Source organism: Pseudomonas sp. GW821-FHT01E05, from assembly GCF_059422425.1.
On sequence record NZ_JBWKWW010000003.1, the window covers coordinates 20837 to 43153 of the forward strand.

At 60.7% G+C, this 22317-nt stretch carries 22 protein-coding genes; 14 read left to right on the forward strand and 8 right to left on the reverse strand.

Annotated elements, in window-relative coordinates; translation table 11 throughout:
• Window positions 1-134: 134 nt before the first annotated feature.
• A complete protein-coding gene (locus AC07W5_RS06600; RefSeq protein WP_495012558.1) occupies window positions 135-1511 on the forward strand; it encodes an MFS family transporter in 1377 nt (458 codons plus the stop codon).
• Window positions 1512-1670: 159 nt separating this feature from the next.
• Here the strand turns inward: AC07W5_RS06600 and AC07W5_RS06605 are convergent, their stop codons facing one another.
• A complete protein-coding gene (locus tag AC07W5_RS06605) occupies window positions 1671-2486 on the reverse strand; it encodes an alpha/beta fold hydrolase (protein ID WP_495023014.1) in 816 nt (271 codons plus the stop codon).
• 160 nt (window positions 2487-2646) lie between these two features.
• Complete coding sequence (locus AC07W5_RS06610) at window positions 2647-3540, reverse strand: LysR family transcriptional regulator (RefSeq protein ID WP_494992212.1); 894 nt, start codon at window positions 3538-3540, stop codon at window positions 2647-2649.
• Between the two features lie 120 nt (window positions 3541-3660).
• On the opposite strand from AC07W5_RS06610, the gene AC07W5_RS06615 reads away from it, so the two are divergent.
• The 4 genes from AC07W5_RS06615 to AC07W5_RS06630 are packed head-to-tail and all read left to right on the forward strand — an operon-like array spanning window position 3661 to window position 6843.
• Window positions 3661-4326, forward strand: a complete 666-nt coding sequence (locus tag AC07W5_RS06615; RefSeq protein WP_495023223.1) for an RraA family protein — start codon at window positions 3661-3663, stop codon at window positions 4324-4326.
• Window positions 4326-4988, forward strand: coding sequence for an RraA family protein (locus AC07W5_RS06620; protein ID WP_494992213.1), 663 nt, complete (start codon window positions 4326-4328; stop codon window positions 4986-4988). The genes AC07W5_RS06615 and AC07W5_RS06620 overlap by 1 nt, the downstream gene beginning before the upstream one ends.
• A complete protein-coding gene (locus AC07W5_RS06625; protein WP_495023015.1) occupies window positions 4988-5632 on the forward strand; it encodes an RraA family protein in 645 nt (214 codons plus the stop codon). Before AC07W5_RS06620 ends, AC07W5_RS06625 begins: the two co-directional genes overlap by 1 nt.
• Window positions 5629-6843 carry a pyridoxal phosphate-dependent aminotransferase gene (locus AC07W5_RS06630; RefSeq protein WP_495023016.1) on the forward strand — a complete coding sequence of 405 codons (1215 nt, stop codon included), beginning with the start codon at window positions 5629-5631 and terminating at the stop codon, window positions 6841-6843. The genes AC07W5_RS06625 and AC07W5_RS06630 overlap by 4 nt, the downstream gene beginning before the upstream one ends.
• A 326-nt stretch (window positions 6844-7169) precedes the next feature.
• Here AC07W5_RS06630 and AC07W5_RS06635 read toward each other — a convergent pair whose 3' ends face one another.
• From AC07W5_RS06635 to AC07W5_RS06655, 5 genes are all read right to left on the reverse strand, one after another.
• On the reverse strand, window positions 7170-8501 hold the full coding sequence (locus tag AC07W5_RS06635; RefSeq protein WP_494992216.1) for a dicarboxylate/amino acid:cation symporter: 1332 nt from the start codon (window positions 8499-8501) through the stop codon (window positions 7170-7172).
• Between the two features lie 235 nt (window positions 8502-8736).
• Window positions 8737-9678: a D-2-hydroxyacid dehydrogenase gene (locus tag AC07W5_RS06640; RefSeq protein WP_495023017.1), complete on the reverse strand. Its 942-nt coding sequence runs from the start codon at window positions 9676-9678 to the stop codon at window positions 8737-8739.
• Window positions 9675-10070, reverse strand: coding sequence for a VOC family protein (locus tag AC07W5_RS06645; RefSeq protein WP_494992218.1), 396 nt, complete (start codon window positions 10068-10070; stop codon window positions 9675-9677). Before AC07W5_RS06645 ends, AC07W5_RS06640 begins: the two co-directional genes overlap by 4 nt.
• Window positions 10067-11035, reverse strand: a complete 969-nt coding sequence (locus tag AC07W5_RS06650; RefSeq protein WP_495023018.1) for a hydroxymethylglutaryl-CoA lyase — start codon at window positions 11033-11035, stop codon at window positions 10067-10069. The genes AC07W5_RS06645 and AC07W5_RS06650 overlap by 4 nt, the downstream gene beginning before the upstream one ends.
• Before the next feature lie 15 nt (window positions 11036-11050).
• Window positions 11051-12241, reverse strand: a complete 1191-nt coding sequence (locus tag AC07W5_RS06655) for a CaiB/BaiF CoA transferase family protein (RefSeq protein WP_495023019.1) — start codon at window positions 12239-12241, stop codon at window positions 11051-11053.
• A gap of 116 nt (window positions 12242-12357) precedes the next feature.
• On the opposite strand from AC07W5_RS06655, the gene AC07W5_RS06660 reads away from it, so the two are divergent.
• On the forward strand, window positions 12358-13260 hold the full coding sequence (locus tag AC07W5_RS06660; protein ID WP_495012567.1) for a LysR family transcriptional regulator: 903 nt from the start codon (window positions 12358-12360) through the stop codon (window positions 13258-13260).
• 119 nt (window positions 13261-13379) lie between these two features.
• Here AC07W5_RS06660 and AC07W5_RS06665 read toward each other — a convergent pair whose 3' ends face one another.
• On the reverse strand, window positions 13380-14675 hold the full coding sequence (locus AC07W5_RS06665; protein ID WP_495023020.1) for a dicarboxylate/amino acid:cation symporter: 1296 nt from the start codon (window positions 14673-14675) through the stop codon (window positions 13380-13382).
• Window positions 14676-15243: 568 nt separating this feature from the next.
• On the opposite strand from AC07W5_RS06665, the gene AC07W5_RS06670 reads away from it, so the two are divergent.
• The 8 genes from AC07W5_RS06670 to AC07W5_RS06705 all read left to right on the forward strand — a co-directional run bounded on the left by AC07W5_RS06670 (window position 15244) and on the right by AC07W5_RS06705 (window position 22317).
• On the forward strand, window positions 15244-15783 hold the full coding sequence (locus tag AC07W5_RS06670) for a thiamine pyrophosphate-binding protein (protein ID WP_494992223.1): 540 nt from the start codon (window positions 15244-15246) through the stop codon (window positions 15781-15783).
• Complete coding sequence (locus AC07W5_RS06675) at window positions 15771-16367, forward strand: thiamine pyrophosphate-dependent enzyme (RefSeq protein ID WP_494992224.1); 597 nt, start codon at window positions 15771-15773, stop codon at window positions 16365-16367. The genes AC07W5_RS06670 and AC07W5_RS06675 overlap by 13 nt, the downstream gene beginning before the upstream one ends.
• A gap of 66 nt (window positions 16368-16433) precedes the next feature.
• Window positions 16434-17597: an acyl-CoA dehydrogenase family protein gene (locus AC07W5_RS06680; protein WP_495012570.1), complete on the forward strand. Its 1164-nt coding sequence runs from the start codon at window positions 16434-16436 to the stop codon at window positions 17595-17597.
• Window positions 17598-17676: 79 nt separating this feature from the next.
• Entirely contained in the window at window positions 17677-18879 is a 1203-nt protein-coding gene (locus AC07W5_RS06685) for a CaiB/BaiF CoA transferase family protein (protein WP_495012571.1), read from the forward strand.
• A gap of 63 nt (window positions 18880-18942) precedes the next feature.
• Window positions 18943-19692: an electron transfer flavoprotein subunit beta/FixA family protein gene (locus tag AC07W5_RS06690; RefSeq protein WP_495023021.1), complete on the forward strand. Its 750-nt coding sequence runs from the start codon at window positions 18943-18945 to the stop codon at window positions 19690-19692.
• Complete coding sequence (locus tag AC07W5_RS06695) at window positions 19693-20637, forward strand: electron transfer flavoprotein subunit alpha/FixB family protein (RefSeq protein ID WP_495023022.1); 945 nt, start codon at window positions 19693-19695, stop codon at window positions 20635-20637.
• 25 nt (window positions 20638-20662) lie between these two features.
• On the forward strand, window positions 20663-21505 hold the full coding sequence (locus AC07W5_RS06700) for an HTD2 family dehydratase (RefSeq protein WP_494992229.1): 843 nt from the start codon (window positions 20663-20665) through the stop codon (window positions 21503-21505).
• Complete coding sequence (locus AC07W5_RS06705) at window positions 21502-22317, forward strand: HpcH/HpaI aldolase/citrate lyase family protein (protein ID WP_495012575.1); 816 nt, start codon at window positions 21502-21504, stop codon at window positions 22315-22317. Before AC07W5_RS06700 ends, AC07W5_RS06705 begins: the two co-directional genes overlap by 4 nt.

Here is a 22317-nt window from a genome sequence, read left to right on the forward strand (position 1 = left end):
TCTCTCTTCAGAAAACCTGACCGTCAGCAGGTTCATCCCCCTGCGCTAAGCACATCAACTCATCGAGCCAACTACAGCGCAGACGCCTCAGTGTGCTCCTCGTATCGTCTCGCCTTGAAGAAAGGGTGAACATCATGTCCGCATCAAGCACAAACCAGACAGACCGCGCTGCCGGGACCGATCCGGTGAAAAGTCCGAATCGCGTCAAAGCCATCATGGGTGCCTGCTCGGGCAATCTGGTGGAGTGGTACGACTTTTTCATTTACGCCTATACCGCCATCTACTTTGCCGCTTCGTTTTTCCCCAAAGGCGACACCACCAGCCAACTGCTCGCAACCGCCGGGGTATTCGCCGTCGGCTTTTTCATGCGCCCTCTCGGCGGCTGGATCTTCGGCTGGATTGCCGACACTCGCGGCCGCAAGGTCTCGATGATTATCTCGGTGTTCATGATGTGCGCAGGATCGCTGCTGATCGCGGTCATGCCGACTTACCAAACCATCGGTGTGGCTGCCCCGGTTCTGCTCGTGGTCGCCAGGCTGATTCAGGGCCTGTCTGTCGGCGCAGAGTACGGCACCGGCGCCACCTACATCAGTGAAATCGCCACACCGGGTCGTCGTTGTTTCTATGGATCCTTTCAGTACTTCACCATCATCGCCGGTCAGCTCCTGGCCTTGATGACCGTCGTCATTCTTCAACAAACCCTCACCGCCGAGCAATTGAGCGCATGGGGCTGGAGGATTCCATTCTTCATCGGCGCCTTGAGCTCGGTCGTCGTGGTTTACCTGCGACGCTCCATGCATGAAACCGCCTCCCGGAAAGATATGAACCACAAAGATGCCGGCTCTCTGCGCGGAATGTTCAAGCACAAACGGGCGGTCGCGCTGGTGGTTGCTTTCACCATCGGAGGTTCGCTGTACTTCTACACCTTCACGACGTACATGCAGAAGTTTCTGGTGATTTCCGCTGGCTTCAGCCCAGAAACGGTCAGCTTTATCATGACCGCGGCCCTGGTCTGCTTCATGTTCTGCCAGCCACTCTTTGGCATGCTGGCCGACCGGATCGGGATCAAGGCACACATGCTGATGTTTTCCGGGTTGGCCATGCTGCTGGTGATCCCCCTGCTCTATTCGCTGCAGTCGGTCAGCAGCCCGTTCACGGCGTTCCTGCTGGTGTTTGGCGGCCTGGCCATTGCGTCGCTCTACACCCCGATTGCCGGGATCGTCAAAGCCGAACTGTTCCCGCCTGCGGTGCGTGCACTGGGCGTGGGCTTTCCTTATGCAGTCGGCAATGCGGCATTCGGCGGTACCGCCGAATACGTCGCCTTGTCGCTGCGCTCACAGGGTATCGAAGAGTATTTTTTCTTCTATGTCGCGGCCGTAGTGACCATCACCTTCATCGCAGCGATGCTGATGCCGAACCTGTCTCGCTATGGGTACATCAGCGGTTGCGGCGAGGTCGAAGAGCGTACCGGTTTGAAGGGCTGTGCAAAGCCGCACGCTGCGAGGGTTTGACAGGCACAGCTGCACTATTGAAGGAAATGAGGCCCCTGTAGGAGCGAGCTTGCTCGCGATGGACGTTAACGATAACGCGTGTCTTCTGAATGAACGCGCTGCCCTTGAGTCCATCGCGAGCAAGCTCGCTCCTACAGGGGCCCAACGGGCCCTTTTGCATCACTGCGCAGTGCTCGCCTGGAACTCGGCGATCTGCTGCCACATGGCGATCGGATTGGAATACATGGGGAAGTGTCCGCAGGCCGGAATTTGCGCCAGCCGGACACCTTCGGCCTCGATATGCGACAGATAGGACAGTGACGCGTTCTGTTCGCCGTACATGAACATACGGGGGCACTTCAACCCGAGGAATTTGCTCATCAGGTCGGCGTTATCGGAAAGCTCGACCATCGACTGGAAAATCCCTCGCACGGCACCGGCGCGAACCTTGTGCCTCAAGCTCGATGAATAGAGCGCACTGGCATAGGCCGGGGCATGCCGGGCACGTTCGATGAAGGCCGCGAAAAACGCCTCGGGATCATTGCTTGGATAGTCGACGATCTGACGGCTGAGGAAGCAGTCTTCCGGGGCGATATTACCCTCGATATCGACGAAGCTGAGCACTCGATCCGGGAACTGGTGAGCCAGCATCAGCGCAGTCAGCCCGCCCATGGAGTGGCCGATCAGATGGAAGCGCTCGATGCCCAAATGCGCCAGCACCTGTAGCGCCGTCTGCATCAGGAATGGAATGGAAATCCGGGAAAGGTCGCTGCACTGGCTTTCGCCGCAACCCGGTGCGTCGTAAGCGACAAAAGGGTGACCGGCGAATGCGGGCTGCTGCACGATGTCGGCATAGTCTTCTTTGGTCGAACCAAAACCATGCAGGAACACAATCGGCGCCAGGACTCCGTCGCGATGGATGGCTGCAACGTTCAGCCGGACACCCTCCACCGTCAAAGGGAGTTGCACGTGAGTGAAGGTTTCTGGTGAGGGCACGTTATTGACTCCTTGAGCGAAAATACTGCCGCTCGGCTGGGGTTGCCGACAGCAAGACAGACAATTTCAAGGGGATCGAGCCTTCTGTAAATTCCTGATTCTGGAATGCTTTCATACGCCAAACCTATCAAGCCATATTCGCTTACAGGCCTTGGTCGACTCACGCCCTGGACTGGAGCCGGGCGACCAGCGCCTCCACCAGCGGGTTGGGCCGTTCCGTATTCCAGGCCACCGCGGTGGTCACGACATTGAGCTTCTGGCTCAGCGCGCGAAACACCACATTGTCGGGCGCCAGCTTTTTCAGTGACGCCGGTACCAGTGCGATGCCCTGGCCACAGCTGACAAAGGCGATTTGCGAGGCGACTGAGCGCACTTCATGCAGCACGCGCGGGGAAAAACCGCTGGCCCGGCAGGTCGCAATCAAATTGTCGAAGTAGACCGGACTGACCTTTCGAGAAAACATTACCAAGGGTTCTGTGGCCAGGCTGGACAGGCTGATTCGCGTGCGCGAAGCCAAGGGGTGATTACTGGGCAGGGCCACCACCAGGCGATCCTCCCTCAGCGGCAGTGATTTGATCGAGGCCCCCAGGTCACCGTCCAGCCGGGCGAATGCCAGGTCTATGTCCCCGGCCTCCAGTGCCGGGACGGCTTCGACGCTGTCGATTTCCCGCACGGACACGGTGAGGTGCGGATAATCGCTCTTCAACTGCTCGATCAAGCCCGGCAAGACATCGAACATGGCCGTGGAAATCGCGCCGATGGTCAACATCCCCGACTGCCCCGCCACCGCTTCTTCCACAGCCAGTTCCAGGCGCTCCAGCTGCTCGGCGAACTTGCGCACGGCCGGCAGGATCGCCGCCCCCACGGGGGTCAGGTTCGCGCCGCGCCGCGAGCGGTCGAACAGCTTGACCTTGAGCGCCTGCTCCAGCACCTGGATCTGCTCGCTCAGCGGCGGCTGGGACATCCCCAGGCGCTTGGCGGCGCGGCCGAAATTCTGTTCCTCGGCAACAGCCAGGAACAACCAGAGGTGACGAATCAGACGAAAATTGATCATGGCTAATCCATAGGTTTAACGTATCTAACGCTTCTGTGATTAGTAATATACCTATCAAATTGTCTCACCGACACTGGGCGCCTCCGTAACCACAGGGGCTCTCCCATGACTAATAAGAGCATGACCAACAAGAGTTTGCTGGATCGCTTGGCGGCGCTGGATACCAACACGGTTTCCGACGCACTCGACTTCCTCGACCTGCCGGGTGCCACCGTGGGACTGCGCCCGCTGTGGAACTGCCCGAAAATCGTCGGCCGCGCCAGCACCGTGCTGCTGGCCGCCAAGTCCGACAACATCCCTACCGTGCACCTGATTACCCCCGTGGTTGAACAGATCGACAGCGACGATCGTGTGCTGGTGATCGCCGGCGGTATCGAGGGCATCTCCTGCTGGGGCGACATCCTCGCCAATGCAGCGGCCGGCAAAAAAGTGCGCGGCACGGTGATCGACGGTTTCAGTCGCGACATCGACGGCAGCGAGTCGATTGGCTACCCGGTTTACGGGCGCGGGGTGACCATGATCAGTGCGCGCAATCGGCTGGTGCAAATTGATGCGGCCGTGACGATCAAGGTGGCCGGTGTCGACGTCAACGAGGATGACTATGTCATCGCCGATAGCTGCGGGACGGTGTTCGTACCCCAAGCTGAAATCCAAAAGGTACTCGACCTTGGCGAGCGCATCGCCCGCCGCCAGGACGGCATGCTGGCGGCTGTTCGCAGCGGCCGCTCGGTGGCCGAGGTGATGCATGACACCCAGTTCGAAGCGATCCACGTGGAGCACGTCTGATGAATCTTGAAGATCAAGCTCTGGTCGCCTTGTTCGAGGGCCTGGACACCCCTGGCGTCTCCGATGCCCTGGACAAACTCGGGCTGCCCGGCCAATGCCTCGGCGTGATGCCGCTGGACAACTACGGCAAGGTTGTCGTCGGACCGGCATTCACCGTGCAGTACGTGTCGGCCGGCGTGCCTCCAGGCACCGTTGGTGATTTCATCGAAGACGTGGCGCCTGGTGACGTGGTGGTGATCGACAACGCTGGTCGCACCGACTGCACCGTCTGGGGCGACATCATGACCCAGTACGCCGGGACTCGACAGATCGCCGCCACCGTCATTGACGGTGTGTGCCGTGACGTGAACAAAGCGCTGGGCGATGGGTACCCGATTTTCAGCAAAGGCCGCTTCATGCGCACCGGCAAAGACCGCGTGCAAGTTCAGTCGGTCAACCAGCCGGTGTCCATCGGCACGGCGCGGGTCTGTGCCCGCGACATCGTAGTGGCCGACGCCAATGGCGTGGTGATCGTTCCTCGCGCTCGTGCTGCTGAAGTGGCGGCGACCGCTCGCCAGATTGAATCCATCGAAGCCGATATTCGCGCCCTGATCAGTCAAGGCAAAACCCTTGAAGAAGCCCGGGCCGCCCTGGGTTACCACAGCCTGCAGAGGAAAGCCTGATGAGCTCGTCCATTCTTCCCTTTCCATCGGATTACCACGAGCGGGCAAAAATGCTCGGCAGCTCGACGCTGTATGAGGCGTCCCACCTGGCCTGCGCCGTGGACAATGCCATCCGGCCGATCTGGGACGGTGCATTCATCGCTGCCCCCGCCTACCCGCTGGAGTGCTCACCGGGTGACAACCTGGCCCTGCACCTGGCCATGGAGCGCGTGCCCCGTGGCAGCGTGCTGGTCGTGGGCACGGGGAGCTTCATCGCCGGCTACTGGGGCGAGGTGCTCACCGTTGCGGCCGAAGCGGCGGGCGTGGTCGGCCTGGTCATAGATGGTGGCGTACGCGATATCGCCGCCCTGAAGAAACGCCAGTTCCCGGTGTTTGCCCGCGGTATCTCGGTAAAAGGCACCGTCAAGGCCAGTGCGCCCTCGGTGGGGCAACCGTTCAATTTCAACGGCGCTTTCGTGGCTCCGGGCGATCTGGTGGTGGCAGACGACGACGGCGTGATCATCATCCCCAAGGCTGATGCGGCACGTACACTGGCCGAAGGCGAGGCGCGGGCGAACAAGGAAGCACAGATGATGCAGGCGCTGACCGAAGGCCGCTCGACCCTGGAACTGATGAACCTGACCGATTGGAGAACCCGGGCATGAGCGCCGATATCCAGCGCCTGAACCAACGCCTGGCCAGCGCGCAGCCATCGGCCACCTACCGCATCATGGACCGCGTGGCGGAACGCCGGGCGCAAGGCGCGCAGATCATCTCGCTGTGCGCTGGCGAGCCGGATTTCGATACCCCCAAACATGTTCGCGAGGCAGCCATAGCCGCGATCGAGCAGGGCCACACCCGCTACACCCAGGTGGCTGGCGTGCGTGCATTACGTGAAGCGGTGGCCGCCAAGTTTCGGCGCGAGAACGGCCTGGACGTCAGCTGGCAGGACACCCTGGTGTGCAACGGTGGCAAGCAGGTGATCTACAACGCCCTGGCCGCGACCCTCAATGAAGGTGACCAGGTCATCGTGCCGGCGCCTTACTGGGTCAGTTACCCGGAGATGGTGCAGTTGTGTGGCGGTGAAGCGCGGATCGTCACTTGTGATGCCGCTGCGGGGTTCAAGCTGACACCCGCGGCGCTGGCCGCCGCGATCACCCCGCAGACCCGCTGGGTGATCCTCAATTCGCCGTCCAATCCCACCGGCGCGGTGTACAGCCTGGACGAGCTCAAAGCCCTGGCCGAGGTATTGTTGGCCCATCCCCAGGTGCTGATCCTGGCCGATGATATCTATGAGCACCTGCTCTTCGACGATCAGCAGTTCCACACCCTGGCCCAGGTGGAACCCCGACTGGCCCCGCGCACCCTGACCATGAACGGTGTTTCCAAGGCCTATGCCATGACCGGCTGGCGCATTGGTTTTGCCACCGGGCCGCGCTGGCTGCTTGAGGCCATGGAAAAACTGCAAGGGCAGCAGACCTCCGGTGCCAGCTCGATCTCGCAGCAGGCCGCACTCGCCGCGCTGGATGGGCCCAAGGACTTTATCCGCGAAAGCCGCGCCGCCTTCCAGGGTCGTCGCGATTTGATGGTGGCGCTGCTGAACGCCACGCCGGGCCTCGAATGCGTCAGTCCAGCGGGAGCGTTCTACGCATTCGCCTCGTGTGCGGGGCTGATCGGCCGCACCTCGCCAGGCGGTCGAGTGTTGCTCACCGATGAGGACGTCGCCCACGCTCTGCTCGACGAAGCGGATGTGGCCGTGGTGCATGGCAGCGCCTTTGGCCTTGGCCCCTACATTCGCATTGCCTATGCCCTGGATGACGCTTCATTGCAGAAGGCCTGCGAGGCAATACGCGCGTTTTGTACTGCCCTGCGTTAATTCGGATGTGAACAAACAAAATCCGGCCATGGCCTAATGCCGGTCAGTTAAGGAATTTCAGGTTCAGCACTGCCCCCCGTAGCAGCTGCCGAAGGCTGCGTCCGGCGGCGAAGCCGTCGCAAATCCTGCTTCCACGATTTGTCTGGAATACCGCAGTGACTGTTTTACGACTGCTGCGCAGCCGGACGCAGGCTTCGCCAGCTGCTACGGTTCGCGGAATGTCTTAACTGACTGGCATTAGGCCATGGCCGGGTTTCGTTTAGAAACCCAAAACCACCCAGCTTTCGTGGACTGGGTGGTCCTGGGGTTGTCTTTCGACAACTCGTTCAGGGCTGTGCCTCCACTTCCCGGGCACACCCCTTGTGCAGTTCGACCGCCAGCCTCTCTGCGTCCAGCGCACCTTCCCACCTGGCAATGAACAGCGTGGCGACACCGTTGCCGATGACGTTGATCAACGCCCCGCCCTCGGAAATGAACCGATAGACCCCAAGCACCAGCACCAGCCCCGCCGCCGGAATCACATCCAGGCTGCCCAGGGTGGCCGCCAGCGTAATGAACGCGCCGCCGGTGACACTGGCCGCGCCCTTGGAGGTCAGCAGCAGAATCAATAACAAGGTGACCTGATGCCAAAGGTCGAGGGGGATATCCAGCGCCTGGGCGATGAAAATCGCCAGCACTGTCATGTTGATGCAGCTGCCATCGAGGTTGAAGCAGTAACCCGAAGGCACCACCAGCCCCACCACCGACTTCTCGCACCCCAGACGCTCAAGCTTGCCCATCAACCGCGGCAATGCCGACTCCGAAGACGAGGTACCCAGCACCAGGAACAGCTCATCGCGGATGTACTTGAGAAACTGCCAGAGGCTGAAACCCGCAAGGCGCGCCACCAGATTGAGAATCACGAACACAAAAAACAGCGCCGTCACGTAGTAGCAGATCAACAAGTTGCCATAGGCCCCCAGGGATCCCACGCCGTACTTGCCGATGGTAAAGGCCATACCACCGAAGGCCCCCAACGGCGAGACATACATCACGATCCTGACCATGCGGAAAAACGCCTGGGCCACCAGGTCGATCAGGTTCAGCAGCGGCTTGCCGGCAGCACCGAGCATCTGCAAGGCGAAGGCAAACAGGATGGAAATGAACAGCACCTGAAGGATATCGCCCTCGGCAAAGGCCCCGAATACGGTACTGGGCACGATATGAGTCAGAAAACCCACCACACTCTGCTCATGGGCCAGCTTGCTGTAGCTCTCGACGGCATGGCCGTCGAGGGTCGCCGGATTGATGTGCATGCCCGTACCAGGCTGCATCAGGTTCACCCCGATCAGCCCGATCACCAGCGCCAGGGTGGTCAGTACTTCGAAGTACAGCAACGACTTGAAGCCGACCCGGCCGATGCGCTTGAGGCTCTGCATGCTGGCAATGCCGCTGACCACGGTGCAAAAGATGATCGGCGCGATCAGCATCTTGATCAGCTTGATGAAGGTGTCGCCCAGGGGCTTCATTTCTTCGCCGAGGCTGGGGTAGAAATGACCGAAGATGATGCCCAGCACAATCGCCAGCAGCACCTGCACATACAGGTGGCGGAACACTCTGCGCAGTCGCGGACGGCTCGGTTTATTTTCGGCAATCGAGGGTGTAATTGTTGTTGTCATGATGGCTTCCTCGCAGGCGTGATGCATTTCCCCAGGCAGCCGGTCGCGATACAGGTGCGCGACCAGTCGCCAGGGAAAGGTTGTTTCGGGGGAATGACTACGGCTGGATGTACTCGGAAATCTCGATCAGGTTGAGATCGGGATCACACAGGTACACCGAGCAAATCGTCGCTTGCGGGTCGGGGCGATTGTTATTGTTTTCATCAGTGGACCTACTTGTGGGGTGGTGAAGCGTTTACGACACCAGGTTGATCGGCTTTTCCGAGTGATAGCCCTGCAGGTTGCCAAGGATGCCGTCGGCCAGCCGCTGCAGGCTGCTCTGGCTGGCCCAGGCCACGTGGGGAGTGACGATCAGGTTGGCGTGGCGGCTGTTGAGCAACGGATGGTCGGCCGGTGGCGGCTCCTGGCACAGCACATCGAGAGCTGCCCCCCCGAGGCGACCGCTGTCCAGCGCATCGAGCACCGCTGCCTCATCCACCAACGGCCCGCGGGCGGTATTGATCAGCAAGGCGCCGGGTTTCATCTGTGCCAGTTCCGGGGCCCCGATCAGGTGACGGGTGCTCTCGGTCAACGGACAGTGCAGCGAGATCACATCGCTTTGCGCCAGCACCGTTTCAAAGGCCTGGTAACCCTTGCGCACCGGGATCGCGCCACGGTGTTCGGCAAAGATCAACTGCATGCCCAGGGCACTCGCCAGACGCGCCGTGGCCAGGCCAATACCGCCCTTGCCGACGATGCCCAGCACGCTGCGCTGCACATCCTGGATCGGCGCGCGGTGCACGCAAAAGTGCCGCGAATCCGGCCAATCCCGCAGTGCTGCCGCCTGGTAGGCGAACAGCTGTCGACGCAGGGCGAAGATCGAGGCGATCACCGACTCGGCGACGCTTTGCGCCGAGTAAGCCGGAACGTTACACACCGTCACGGCAAAATCACGGCAGGCCGCCAGGTCAATGCAGTCATAACCGGTGGCCGCGACGCAGATAAACCGCAGGTTCGGCAGCTGTTCAAGCTCGGCCCGGCCGATGCGCACCTTGTTGGTGATCACAGCATCGGCATCCCGGGCGGCTTCCACCACTTGGTCTGGCATTGTGTCGGGGCGGTCCTGCCAGTCCGTGACCCAGGCCGGCCGGGCAATGCTCACAGGCAGGCTGTCACTGTCGAGAAATACCACTTTCATGCTGCACGCTCCGGCTGCACAGGTTCGGAAATCTCGATCAGGTTCAGGTCCGGATCACGCACATACACCGAACGGATCGGCCCCGTGGCACCGGTGCGCAACACCGGGCCTTCGATGATGGGCCAGTCGACACGGGTCAGGTGCGCAATCACCTGATCCAGGGTGATCGAGGCGATAAAACACAGGTCCAGCGCCCCCGGCACGGGCAAATGCGCCTTGGGCTCGAACTCATGGCCACGCACGTGCAGGTTGATTTTCTGCTGGCCGAAGGCGAACGCCTTGCGCCCGTCACCGAAGGTTTGCAACTGCATGCCCATGACCCGCACGTAGAAATCCTCGGCGGCCACGGGGTCGATGGTGGTCAGCACCAGGTGGTCAAGATGGTCGATCATGGGTGCAGCTCCCGGGTTCTGGCCGACGGCACCTGTTTTTCCAGATTGGCGACGTGGGCAGGTATCGGGTGCAGGTCCAGGCGCTTGCCGGCCTTGAGGATCTGGCTGGGAATATCGTGGCCAATCAGGCCCGGCAGCTGCGCAGCGACCGCCAGCACCCGGTCCAGGTCGATACCGGTTTTGAAACCCATCAACTGCAGCATGTGCAACAGGTCTTCGGTGCACACATTGCCGCTGGCCCCCGGCGCATAAGGGCAACCGCCCAAGCCGCCAAGAGACGAATCGAAACGATCGACCCCGGCCTCGATGGCCGCCAAAGCATTAGCCAGGGCCATGCCCCGGGTGTTGTGAAAATGCAGGGTCAGTTGCAGCGCCGGAAAACGCTCGCGCACCGCCCGGGACAGCGTCTCGACCTGACTTGGATACGCCATGCCAGTTGTGTCGCACAGGGTCACACCGCGGGCGCCCAGCTCGGCGAAGCGCTCGACCCAGTGCAACACCTCCCCCACCGGTACATCGCCCTGCATCGGGCAGCCGAACACCGTCGACAACGACACATTGATCGCCACCGGGCCCTGACCAATCACGCTGACCACTTCGCTGAGCTGGGCGAATGACTGCTCGCGGCTCATGCGCAGGTTGGAACGGTTATGCGGCTCGCTGACCGACATCACCAGGTTGGCTTCATCGATGTTGCACGCCAGGGCCCGCTCGGCACCGCGCACGTTAGGCACCAGCACGGTGTACTCCACCGCCGGGTTGCGGCGGATACCTTGCATTACCGCCTCGGCATCGCGCAGCGCGGTAATGGCCTTGGGCGAAGTGAACGAGGTGACCTCGATCTTGGCGAAACCGCACTGGCTGAGGGCGTCGATCATGGCGATCTTGTCGGCGGTTTCGATAAAACGCGCTTCATTCTGGAAGCCGTCACGGGTGGCGACTTCCTGCAGATAGAGACGTTGCATGTGCATTCCTCAGATTCAAATGATGCCGCGTTGGCGCCAGTCGGCTTGCTGTGCGGCGTCGATGCCGAGCTCGTCGAGGATCTCGGTTGTGTGCTGACCCAGGGTCGGTGCCGGGCGAGTCACGCCGCCAGGAGTGCTGCCCAGCTTGGGGACGATGCCCGGCAAGGTCACTGGAGTGCCATCGTCCAGCTGGCTGGCGAGCAGCATGTCTCGCGCCCGGTAATGCGGGTCCCGGGCAATGTCGGCAGCGTTGTAAATCTTGCCGGCGGGGATGCGTGCCTCGGTCAGAATCGACAAGACTTCGTCGAGGGTGAGCCGTGCGGTCCATTGCGAGATGGCGGCATCGATGCGCTCAACCTGCAACACTCGACCATGGTTCTGCGCAAGCTCAGGGTCAGCCCCCAGATCAGCGCGACCAATCACCTCCATCAGGCGCTGATAGATGCTGTCGCCATTGCCGGCGATCAAGGCAAAACCACCATCGCGGCAACGATAGGCATTAGTCGGAGCGATCCCTGGCAAACTGCTGCCGGCGGGCTCACGAACGGCGTTGAACACCGAGTATTCGGGCAACAGGCTTTCCATCATGTTGAACACCGACTCGTACAGCGCAACATCGATCTGCTGACCATCGCCACCGTTCTGCTCGCGATGACGCAGGGCGAGCAGAATCCCGATCACCCCGTGCAAAGCCGACAACGAGTCGCCAATGGAAACGCCCACCCTGACCGGCGTTCGCCCGGGTTCACCGGAAAGATGACGCAGCCCCCCCATCGCTTCACCAATCACACCAAACCCGGGGCGGTCACGGTAGGGCCCGGTCTGACCGTAACCGGAGACCCGGAGCATGATGAGTTTCGGATTAAGCGCGTGCAGCGTGTCCCAACCCAGCCCCCAGCTTTCCAGGGTTCCCGGACGGAAATTCTCTATCAACACATCCGCATCGGCCACCAACCGGCGCACCACCTGCTGAGCCTCACACTGGTGCAGGTCGAGGGTAAGCGAGCGCTTGTTGCGCGACTGCGCGGCCCACCAGACGGAAGTACCGTCGTGCAGCAAGCGCCATTTGCGCAGCGGATCGCCAGTGACCGGAGGCTCGATCTTGATCACCTCCGCGCCAAACTCACCGAGCATTTTCGCCGCAAATGGTCCGGCAATGAGTTGACCGAGCTCCACGACCTTGACACCTTGAAGAGGTAACCTCATGACGTTTTCCGTTCTTGTTGAGTACTTGTGCGTGGATAATCGACGCAAACATGGCGGATGAAAATTTCATATTTCGCCATTACTCTTTCCAGACTGGAAACCCTCGGACCCCCTTGATGATCAATCCCCTGCATTTCGATCTGTCGTCATTGCGCCTGCTGATCTTCGCCGCCGAATCCGGCAATCTGACTCGCGCAGCTGAAAAGGCCAACATGACGGTTTCGGCCGCCAGCAAACGTCTGGCGGAGCTTGAACGAACGACCCAGTGCCCGCTGTTCGTTCGCTTGCCAAGAGGACTTGAGCTGACGGCAGCCGGCCAAGGGATGGTTGAACACGCGAGGGTGATTCTGGAGGGCGTGCACCGCATGGCGTGCGACGCCAGTGACTACGCCGTCGGTGTGCGCGGGCATGTACGGTTGTGCGCCAACACCTCCGCCGTGGTCCAGTTCCTGCCTGATGATCTGGCGGCGTTCCTGCGAGCAAACCCGAACGTGCGTATCGGGTTGGAAGAAGCGCTCAGCGAGCCCATTATCCAGGCCGTGGAAAGCGGGCGAGCCGATATCGGCATTTTTGCCGATAACGTACCGGCTGAGGGTCTGTACAAACTGCCCTATCGTGACGACCGACTCGTGCTGCTGGTACCTGTAGGACACGAACTGGCCGGTGAAAGCAGCGTGTCCTTCGCGGATACGCTCGGCTTTGATTATGTAGCGCTTAACCAAGGTAGTTCGTTGCTGCGCAGAATCACCGATGCAGCCGTGAGTGCAGGAAAAATTCTCAAAGTGCGCATCCAGGTCAGCAGCTTCGACGGCATCTGTCGCATGATCGAAGCGGGCTTGGGTATCGGGATACTGCCGTTGTCATCAGTACGTGCCGAATTGCTCGGTACCCGCCTGATAGCCATAGCCTTGACCGATGAATGGGCTCACCGCACCTTGTTCGTGGGGGTTACGAGTCAGGCGCAACTGGCGCCGGAAGCGGCCAAGTTGTTTGAGTATCTGAGCAGCGTGCATGGCTGACAGTGGCGCAGGGTGACGTCTGGTCACTCACACTGCCTCAACCCGCTTCAGTCACGATGGGTGAGCAGCCACCTTGGTGAATGCCCACCCTTACCTCTTGAACAGCCGCCGTGAACAGGTCAGACCGTCAGCGGTTTCCCACCCTGAACCTCCTGAGCCGCGGCGTTTCGCTCGGCCTCATCCTCACTCACCAACGCGCCCTCCCATTTGGCCACCACCGCGGTTGCAATGGAGTTGCCCACCGCGTTGGTCGCCGAACGGCCCATGTCGAGGAAGGTGTCGATCCCCAGGATCAGCAGCCAGCCGGCTTCGGGAATATCGAACTGGGTCAGGGTCGCGGCGATCACCACCAGCGAAGCGCGCGGCACGCCGGCCATGCCTTTGGAGGTGAGCATCAGCGTCAACAGCATGGTGATCTGCGTACCGATGGACATCTCGATGCCATACGCCTGAGCGATGAACAGCACGGCAAACGTGCAGTACATCATCGAGCCGTCCAGGTTGAAGGAATACCCCATGGGCATGACGAAACTGGAGATCTTGCGCTTGACCCCGAATCGGTCCAGCGCGTGAAGAATCTTCGGGTAAGCCGACTCGGAACTGGCCGTGGCGAAAGACAGGATGAAGGCCTCCCTGATCAACACCACCAGTTTGAACACACGCCGCCCCAGGAACATCCAGCCGGCAAACACCAGCATCGCCCAGAGCACGATCAGCCCCAGATAGAAGTCGCGCATGAAGACCGCGAACTTGACCAGAATGGACAGCCCGTTGATCGCCACGGTCGCCGCCATGGCGGCCATCACCGCCAGCGGTGCCAGTTTCATGACATAACCGGTGACCTTCAGCATCGCGTGGGACAGATCCTCGATCACCTTCACCAGGCCCTCGGCCTTCCTGCCCAAGGAGGCCAAAGCCACGCCGAAAAACAGCGAGAACACCACGATCTGCAGAATTTCGTTGGTGGCCATGGCCTCCGCAAAGGACTTGGGCACCAGATGCGTCATGAAATCCTTGAGGGTGAACACCGACGTTTGCAGGTTGGTCGGGCTGGTGACGTCCGGCAGCGGCAACCCCAGGTTGTGCCCGGGCTGCAGCATGTTGGCCATGACCAGCCCCACCGACAGTGAAATCAATGAAGCGGTGACCAACCAGCCCAGCGCTTTGCCGAATACCCGGCCGACAGCGCTTGCATCCCCCATGTGAGCGATGCCCACCACCAGGGTCGAGAACACCAGAGGGGCGATAAGCATTTTGATCAGACGTAGAAAAATGTCCGAGATGATCGAGATGTAACCGGCGACCTTGGTCGCCATCGCTTTGTCCGGGAAGTTGAGGAAAATCATGTAGCCGATAAGGATCCCCAGCAGCATGGCGATCAGAATGCCAGCTGCAGCCGGTAGCCTGTTTTTCATAACGCACCTGTTGTCGTGTTTTCTGGAAGGTAGCCTGGGCAAACGTCCGCTTTATCAGCCAATGGCCTTGAAAAGCGGGTGTGCGACCGCAGTGCTACGCAATGAAAATGGCAAGTGCAAAATTCCGGTACCGGCAGGCCGAGGCTGGATGCGACCCAAACAGGTCATGGAGGACAGAGGACAGGACGGGGCGAGCCAACTGCAGGAGGCTGTCATACATAGGTGCAACCCTCGGATCTTATAGTTGTAGTTGCGTCGGTTACGCGCCGTAACGACGTTGCCGGAAAACTACCCTAGTCCTGCTCACTCAATAAGTGCGGATCGCGCTCTAACTGATATGCCAAAATGCTATGGCGACACCCTCAGGCCTGGAACCTGGTGCGCAGACTGATCATGGTTTTTCACTTCCTATAATGCGTGGCTATCGCAGTTCTTCTGCGCTGCACCTATTCGCTGTCGAGCTATAGAAAATCGGCATATCTCAAAGACAAAAACGGTAGTCGTCGTTCCCTTCCATCCCTCCCAGAATGTGTGAAAACACAAAAGCAGCACTGCTTGGGAGACTGGCATGTCTACAGAAGGTGAACAAACCGTGGGGCAGGATTGGCAGGAGGACGTGTTCCGCGTGCTCAAGGCCCACGACGTCAAACACGTGGTCTTCGTACCGGATGCCGGTCATTCGGCGGCCATCCGCATGTCGTATGCAGATCCGGACATCAAAGCTGTGGTCCTCACCACCGAAGAAGAAGGCATCGGTTACCTCGCCGGCGCCTGGCTCGGCGGTGAACGTGGTGCCCTGCTGATGCAATCCAGCGGTGTCGGCAACTGCATCAATACCCTGGCACTGCAGGTCTGTGCAGGCTTCCCGCTGCTGATGGTCGTCACCATGCGCGGCGACTGGGCCGAATTCAACGCCTGGCAGAACCCCATGGGCCAGGCCACCGAAGCCTCCTTGAATCTGATGAAGGTCATGACCTGGCGTGCCGACGTTCCCGAAGACGTCGCGCCGCTGCTGCACGGCGCCGCCACCATGGCCTTCAACGGTGACTCCGCCACTGCCCTGCTGCTCGGTCAGCGCCTGATTGGAGAAAAGAAATGGGTCAAGTAAGCGCCAACCACACCCTGTGCCGCCGCGAGGTGGTCAAGACCCTGCTGGCAGACCGCAAAGACCTGCTGGTCGTGACCGGTCTGGGTTCGGCTTCCTATGACGTCATGGCCGCTGGCGACCATGATTCGAACTACTACCTCTGGGCTGCCATGGGCAGTGCGATCACCGTCGGCCTGGGCCTGGCCAACGCCCAGCCGGACAAGTCGGTAGTGGTGGTCACCGGTGACGGTGAGTTGCTCATGGGCTTCGGCGCCTTGGCCACCGTCGCGCTGCAAAAGCCGGCCAACCTGACCATTGCCGTGCTGGATAACGGTCACTTTGGCGAAACCGGCATGCAAGTCAGCCACGCGGGGTTTGGTATTTCCCTGGACCAGGTGGCGAAAACTTGCGGCTTCAGCTGGACCGATGAAATCCGCGACATGGAAGGCGTACACGACCTGCGCGAGCGCTTCGCGACGCGCGATGGCGTCAAGCTCGCGACGATCAAGATCAAGGCGGAAAACCCGCCACGGGTGCTGCCACCGCGCGATGGTCACTACATCAAGAATCGCTTTCGTGCTGCGTTGGGTTTCGACCCGATCTGATTGCTCTATGCCCGGACCCGGTCACGCAGGGCAGATGCCGTGCGTGACGCGTTGAGGAAAATAATAATGACCGACCGCAACTCTGAAGAACTCAATGCCATCCGCGAGGGCGTGCGTGCTCTATGCGCTGAATTCGATGCGGCTTACTGGCGCAAAGTCGACGAAGAAAAAGGCTTTCCGGAAACCTTCGTCAAGGCCCTGACCGATGCCGGTTGGCTGGCGGCGATGATCCCGACCGAATATGGCGGCTCCGGCCTCGGGCTGGCCGAGGCCTCGGTGATCCTTGAAGAAGTGAACCGCTGCGGCGGCAACTCCGGCACCGTTCACGGGCAGATGTACAACATGTTCACCCTGCTGCGGCACGGTAGCGAGGCGCAGAAAAGCTACTACTTGCCCAAACTGGCCAGCGGCGAATTGCGCCTGCAATCGATGGGTGTGACCGAGCCCACCACCGGCACCGACACCACCAAGATCAAGACCACCGCGATCAAACGCGGCGACAAGTACGTGATCAACGGGCAGAAGGTGTGGATCTCACGGATCCAGCATTCCGACCTGATGATCCTGCTGGCGCGCACCACGCCCTTGGCCGAGGTGAAGAAGAAGTCCGACGGCATGTCGATCTTCCTCGTCGACCTGCGCGAGGCCATCGGCAACGGCATGACCGTGCAGCCGATCGCCAACATGGTCAATCACGAGACCAATGAACTGTTCTTCGACAACCTGGAAATCCCCGCTGACAGCCTGATCGGTGAAGAGGGCAAAGGCTTCAGGTACATCCTCGACGGTTTGAACGCCGAGCGTACGCTGATTGCCGCCGAATGCATCGGTGACGGTCGCTGGTTTATCGAAAAGGCCAGCGCCTATGCCCGCGACCGCGTGGTGTTCGGCCGCCCCATCGGGCAGAACCAGGGCGTGCAATTCCCGATCGCCGAAGCCCATATCGAGATCGAAGCGGCGGACCTGATGCGTTGGCGCGCTTGCGAAGAATATGACAGCGGCCAGAACGCCGGGGCCAGCGCCAACATGGCCAAGTACCTGGCGGCCAAGGCCTCCTGGGAAGCGGCCAACGCCTGCTTGCAGACCCACGGCGGCTTTGGCTTCGCCTGCGAGTACGACGTCGAGCGCAAATTCCGTGAAACCCGTCTGTATCAGGTGGCCCCCATCTCCACCAACCTGATCCTGTCGTACGTGGCGGAACATCTGCTCGAGCTGCCGCGTTCTTTCTAAGCGATCAGCAGCGTAATAGCCCAGTGCGTCGGCCCAGGCAGGCGCAGCTGGGGAGCCATGACAAGAGAGATAAAAAATCATGAGCCAGCCCAACGGTACACGTCCGCTCGATGGCATCACTGTCGTCAGCCTTGAACATGCAATCGCCGCACCCTTCTGCACCCGTCAACTGGCCGACCTCGGCGCCCGCGTGATCAAGGTCGAACGTCCAGGCACAGGCGACTTCGCCAGAGGCTATGACCAACGCGTCAACGGCCTGGCCTCGCACTTCGTCTGGACCAATCGCTCGAAAGAAAGCCTGACCCTCGACCTGAAGCAGGACTCGGCAACCGAGGTGCTGGACGCTTTGCTGGCCACCGCCGATGTGCTCGTGCAGAACCTGGCACCCGGTGCGGCTGCGCGAATGGGGCTGTCATTCGAGACCTTGCATCAACGCTTTGCGCGCCTGATTGTCTGCGACATTTCAGGCTATGGCGTCGGTGGGCCCTATGAAAAGAAAAAAGCTTACGACCTGTTGATCCAGAGCGAAGGTGGATTTCTGTCGGTGACCGGCGGCCCGGGTGAAGAGGAAATGGCCAAGGCCGGTTGCTCGATCGCCGACATCGCGGCGGGCATGTACGCCTACACGGGCGTCCTGTCCGCCCTGTTGCTGCGCGCTCGAACCGGCGAAGGCAGCCACATCGATGTGTCCATGCTGGAAAGCCTGGTCGAGTGGATGAACTACCCGATGTACTACGCCTACAACGGCGCACCACCGCCACCTCGCGCGGGTGCTGCGCATGCCACCATTTACCCCTATGGGCCCTTTCCCATCGGTGACGGCACCACCGTCATGCTGGGTTTGCAGAACGAGCGCGAATGGCAGCTGTTTTGCGACAAGGTTCTGCTCCAGCCCGAACTGGCTGAAGACGAACGCTTCTCTGCCAACTTCAAACGTGTCGAAAACCGTCATGCGCTTCGGGATCTCATCGTTCAATCGTTCTCCACGCTCAACTTCGATGCGGTGATCGATCGGCTGGACCATGCGCAGATTGCCAACGCCCGGGTCAACGACATGCAAGGTGTTTGGGATCATCCACAACTTCAGGCCCGTGATCGCTGGCGGGAAGTTGAAACCTCTGCCGGGCGCGTCCCAAGCCTGATACCTCCTGGCACCAACAGCGCTTTCGAACCACGCATGGACGCCGTGCCGGGCCTTGGCCAACACACCGAACAGGTGCTCGGGGAACTGGGGTTGGGAGCGGACCGCATTGAACAAATGCGCGCAGCCGGGGCGATTTAGCCGCGATCCGATAACAAGCAGCCTGACTGCAACGATCAAAGATTTTCGAGAGAACACTGCCCAATGAAGATCCTGGTAGCTGTGAAACGCGTGGTCGATTACAACGTGAAAGTTCGCGTGAAGGCGGACAACACCGATGTCGACCTGGCTAACGTCAAGATGTCGATGAACCCCTTCTGCGAAATTGCCGTGGAAGAAGCCGTACGCCTGAAAGAGCAAGGTGTTGCGACTGAAATCGTCGTCGTCTCTGTGGGTCCGTCCACTGCTCAAGAGCAGCTGCGTACCGCTCTGGCGCTGGGGGCCGATCGGGCCATCCTCGTCGAATCCGCTGATGAATTGAACTCCCTGGCCGTGACCAAGCTGCTCAAGGCTGTGGTCGACAAGGAACAGCCGCAGCTGGTGATCCTGGGTAAACAGGCCATCGACAGCGACAACAACCAGACCGGCCAGATGCTGGCGGCACTGACTGGTTACGGTCAGGGCACCTTCGCTTCGAAAGTCGAAATCAGCGGCGACAGCGTTACCGTGACTCGCGAAGTCGACGGCGGCGCGCAGACGGTTTCCCTGAAACTGCCGGCCATCGTCACCACCGACCTGCGTTTGAACGAGCCGCGCTACGCGTCCCTGCCCAACATCATGAAAGCCAAGAAGAAGCCTCTCGAAGTGCTGACTGCGGACGCTCTGGGCATTTGCACCGCCTCCACCACCAAGACCCTGAAAGTCGAAGCGCCGGCTGCACGCAGCGCGGGTATCAAGGTCAAGTCGGTGGCTGAGCTGGTCGAGAAACTCAAGAACGAAGCGAAGGTGATCTGAATGACGATCCTGGTGATTGCTGACTTTTCAAACGACAAACAGGACAACAAAGTGCTGGCCCCGGCCACGCTGAACACCGTGGCGGCTGCCGCGAAAATCGGTGGTGACATTCACCTGCTGGTGGCGGGTGCCAATGTGGGCGCGGTAGCTGAAGCGGCGGCGAAAATCGCTGGCGTGGCCAAAGTGCTGGTCGCCGACAACGCTGCCTACGCGCACCAACTGCCAGAAAACGTGGCGCCACTGGTTGCCGGCCTGGGCGCTGGCTACAGCCACATCCTGGCTGCCGCTACTTCCAACGGCAAAAACATCCTGCCGCGCGTTGCCGCGCAGCTGGACGTTGACCAGATCTCCGAGATCATCTCGGTTCAAAGCGCTGACACCTTCAAGCGCCCGATCTACGCCGGTAACGCTATCGCTACCGTGCAGTCGAACGCTGCCGTGAAAGTCATCACCGTTCGCGCCACCGGTTTCGACCCGGTGGCCGCTGTGGGTGGTTCGGCGGCTGTTGAAGCGGTTGCGGCGGCCCACGACGCGGGCACCTCCCGCTTCGTCGGTGAAGAACTGGCCAAGTCCGATCGTCCGGAACTGACCGCTGCCAGGATCGTCGTTTCCGGCGGTCGCGGCATGCAGAACGGCGACAACTTCAAACACCTGTACGCCCTGGCCGACAAGCTGGGCGCGGCGGTCGGTGCTTCCCGCGCCGCGGTCGACGCCGGTTTCGTCCCCAACGACATGCAGGTCGGCCAGACCGGCAAGATCGTCGCGCCACAGCTGTACATCGCCGTCGGCATCTCCGGCGCGATCCAGCACCTGGCCGGCATGAAGGACTCCAAAGTGATCGTGGCGATCAACAAGGACGAAGAAGCGCCGATCTTCCAGGTGGCCGATTACGGTCTGGTAGCCGATCTGTTTGACGCCGTACCCGAACTGGCCGCCCTGGCCTGATCACCGACCGACAGGAGCGATGTCTATGAGTAATGTCGATCTTCAAGCCTGGATTGGACGCCGTCAGGAAAGCCAGGACCGGATCAGTTTCAACCTGGTTAAACGCATTGCCGCGACCTTGGGCGAGGTGGCACCGCTGCCCGGCGAAGCGCTACCGCCCTTGTGGCACTGGGCATTCTTTCAGGAACCGGTTGCAGCAAGCGAACTGGGCCCTGACGGTCATCCGGCGCTCGGTGGTTTCTTGCCGCCCGCGCACAACCGCAATCGCATGTGGGCCGGCAGCCGACTGGAGTTTTACCAACCATTAACGGTGGAGGCCGAGGTGTCCTGCGTCTCGACCATCGTCAACGTCGAGGAAAAGCACGGGCGTACAGGCTCCCTGCTGTTTGTCACGGTACGCCATGAGTATTTCCAGGACGGCCAACGGGCTCTGCAAGATGAGCAGGACATCGTCTACCGAGAACCCACGCCGCCCAAACTCAGCGGCACCGAAGCGCTGCCTGAAGGCCAATGGCGCGAAGCGGTGGAACCCTCCCCGACCTTGCTGTTGCGCTACTCCGCGGTCACCTTCAATGGCCATCGAATTCACTATGACTGGCCTTACGTTACACAGACCGAAGGTTATCCGGGGCTGGTGGTGCATGGTCCATTGATCGCCACCCTGAACTTGCGCGCCTTTACCAAAGCGCACCCCAGCGCTCGCTTGAAGCGCTTCTCTTTCCGGGGCATCAGGCCACTGATTTCACCGCAACCTTTCGAGGTCGGTGGACGTTTGATCGACAACGGCAAGGCCCAGCTATGGGCTGGCAACCAGGACGGCACCGCGCAGATCGGTGAGGTGGAGTTCAACGAGGGAGAAGCACCATGAATACATCGATTGTTCGCTCCGCCCTGTTTGTGCCGGCAACCCGTCCAGAGCGCATCCCCAAAGCCATCGCCACCGGCGCTGACCGGGTCATCGTCGACCTGGAGGATGCGGTGCAGGAAAACCTCAAGGAACAGGCCAGGGATAACCTGGAGCGCTTTTTGAGCGAGAGCCCCGATGTTCAGGTTCTGGTTCGTGTGAATGCCCCTGGTCACTGGGCGCACGCTGCGGATCTGGATCTTTGCCGACGCCATGCCGGCGTGATCGGGATCTTGCTGCCCAAGGCAGAAAGCGCGGCGCACGTGTTCACCGCTGGCAGCACCGGCAAGCCGATCTGGCCCATCATCGAGAGTGCCAAGGGCCTGTCGGCACTCAGCGCGATTGCCGAAGCCCGAGGTGTTGAGCGCTTGTCGTTCGGCAGCCTCGATCTGGGCCTGGACCTGAATCTGACCACCGCCAGCCCTGCCGCCGAAGAGATCCTCAGTCACGCCCGCTACGCCGTGCTGCTCGCCACTCGGGTTGCTGGCCTCGCCCCGGCGCTGGACGGAGTGTTCCCCTCTATTCAGGACACCGCAGGCCTGCACAGTACCGTTCAATTTGCCCGCGACATGGGATTTGGTGGCGCGCTGTGTATCCATCCAAGCCAGGTGCAGATCATCCATCAGGCGTTAAAACCCAGTACTGAGCAATTGCACTGGGCGCAACGCATCATGGACGCCGCGAGCTCGGGTGAAGGCGTGTTCGTGCTGGATGGGCAAATGGTGGATGCGCCGGTCATTGCTCGCGCTCAATCCATTCTCGGGCGCGCGAACTAG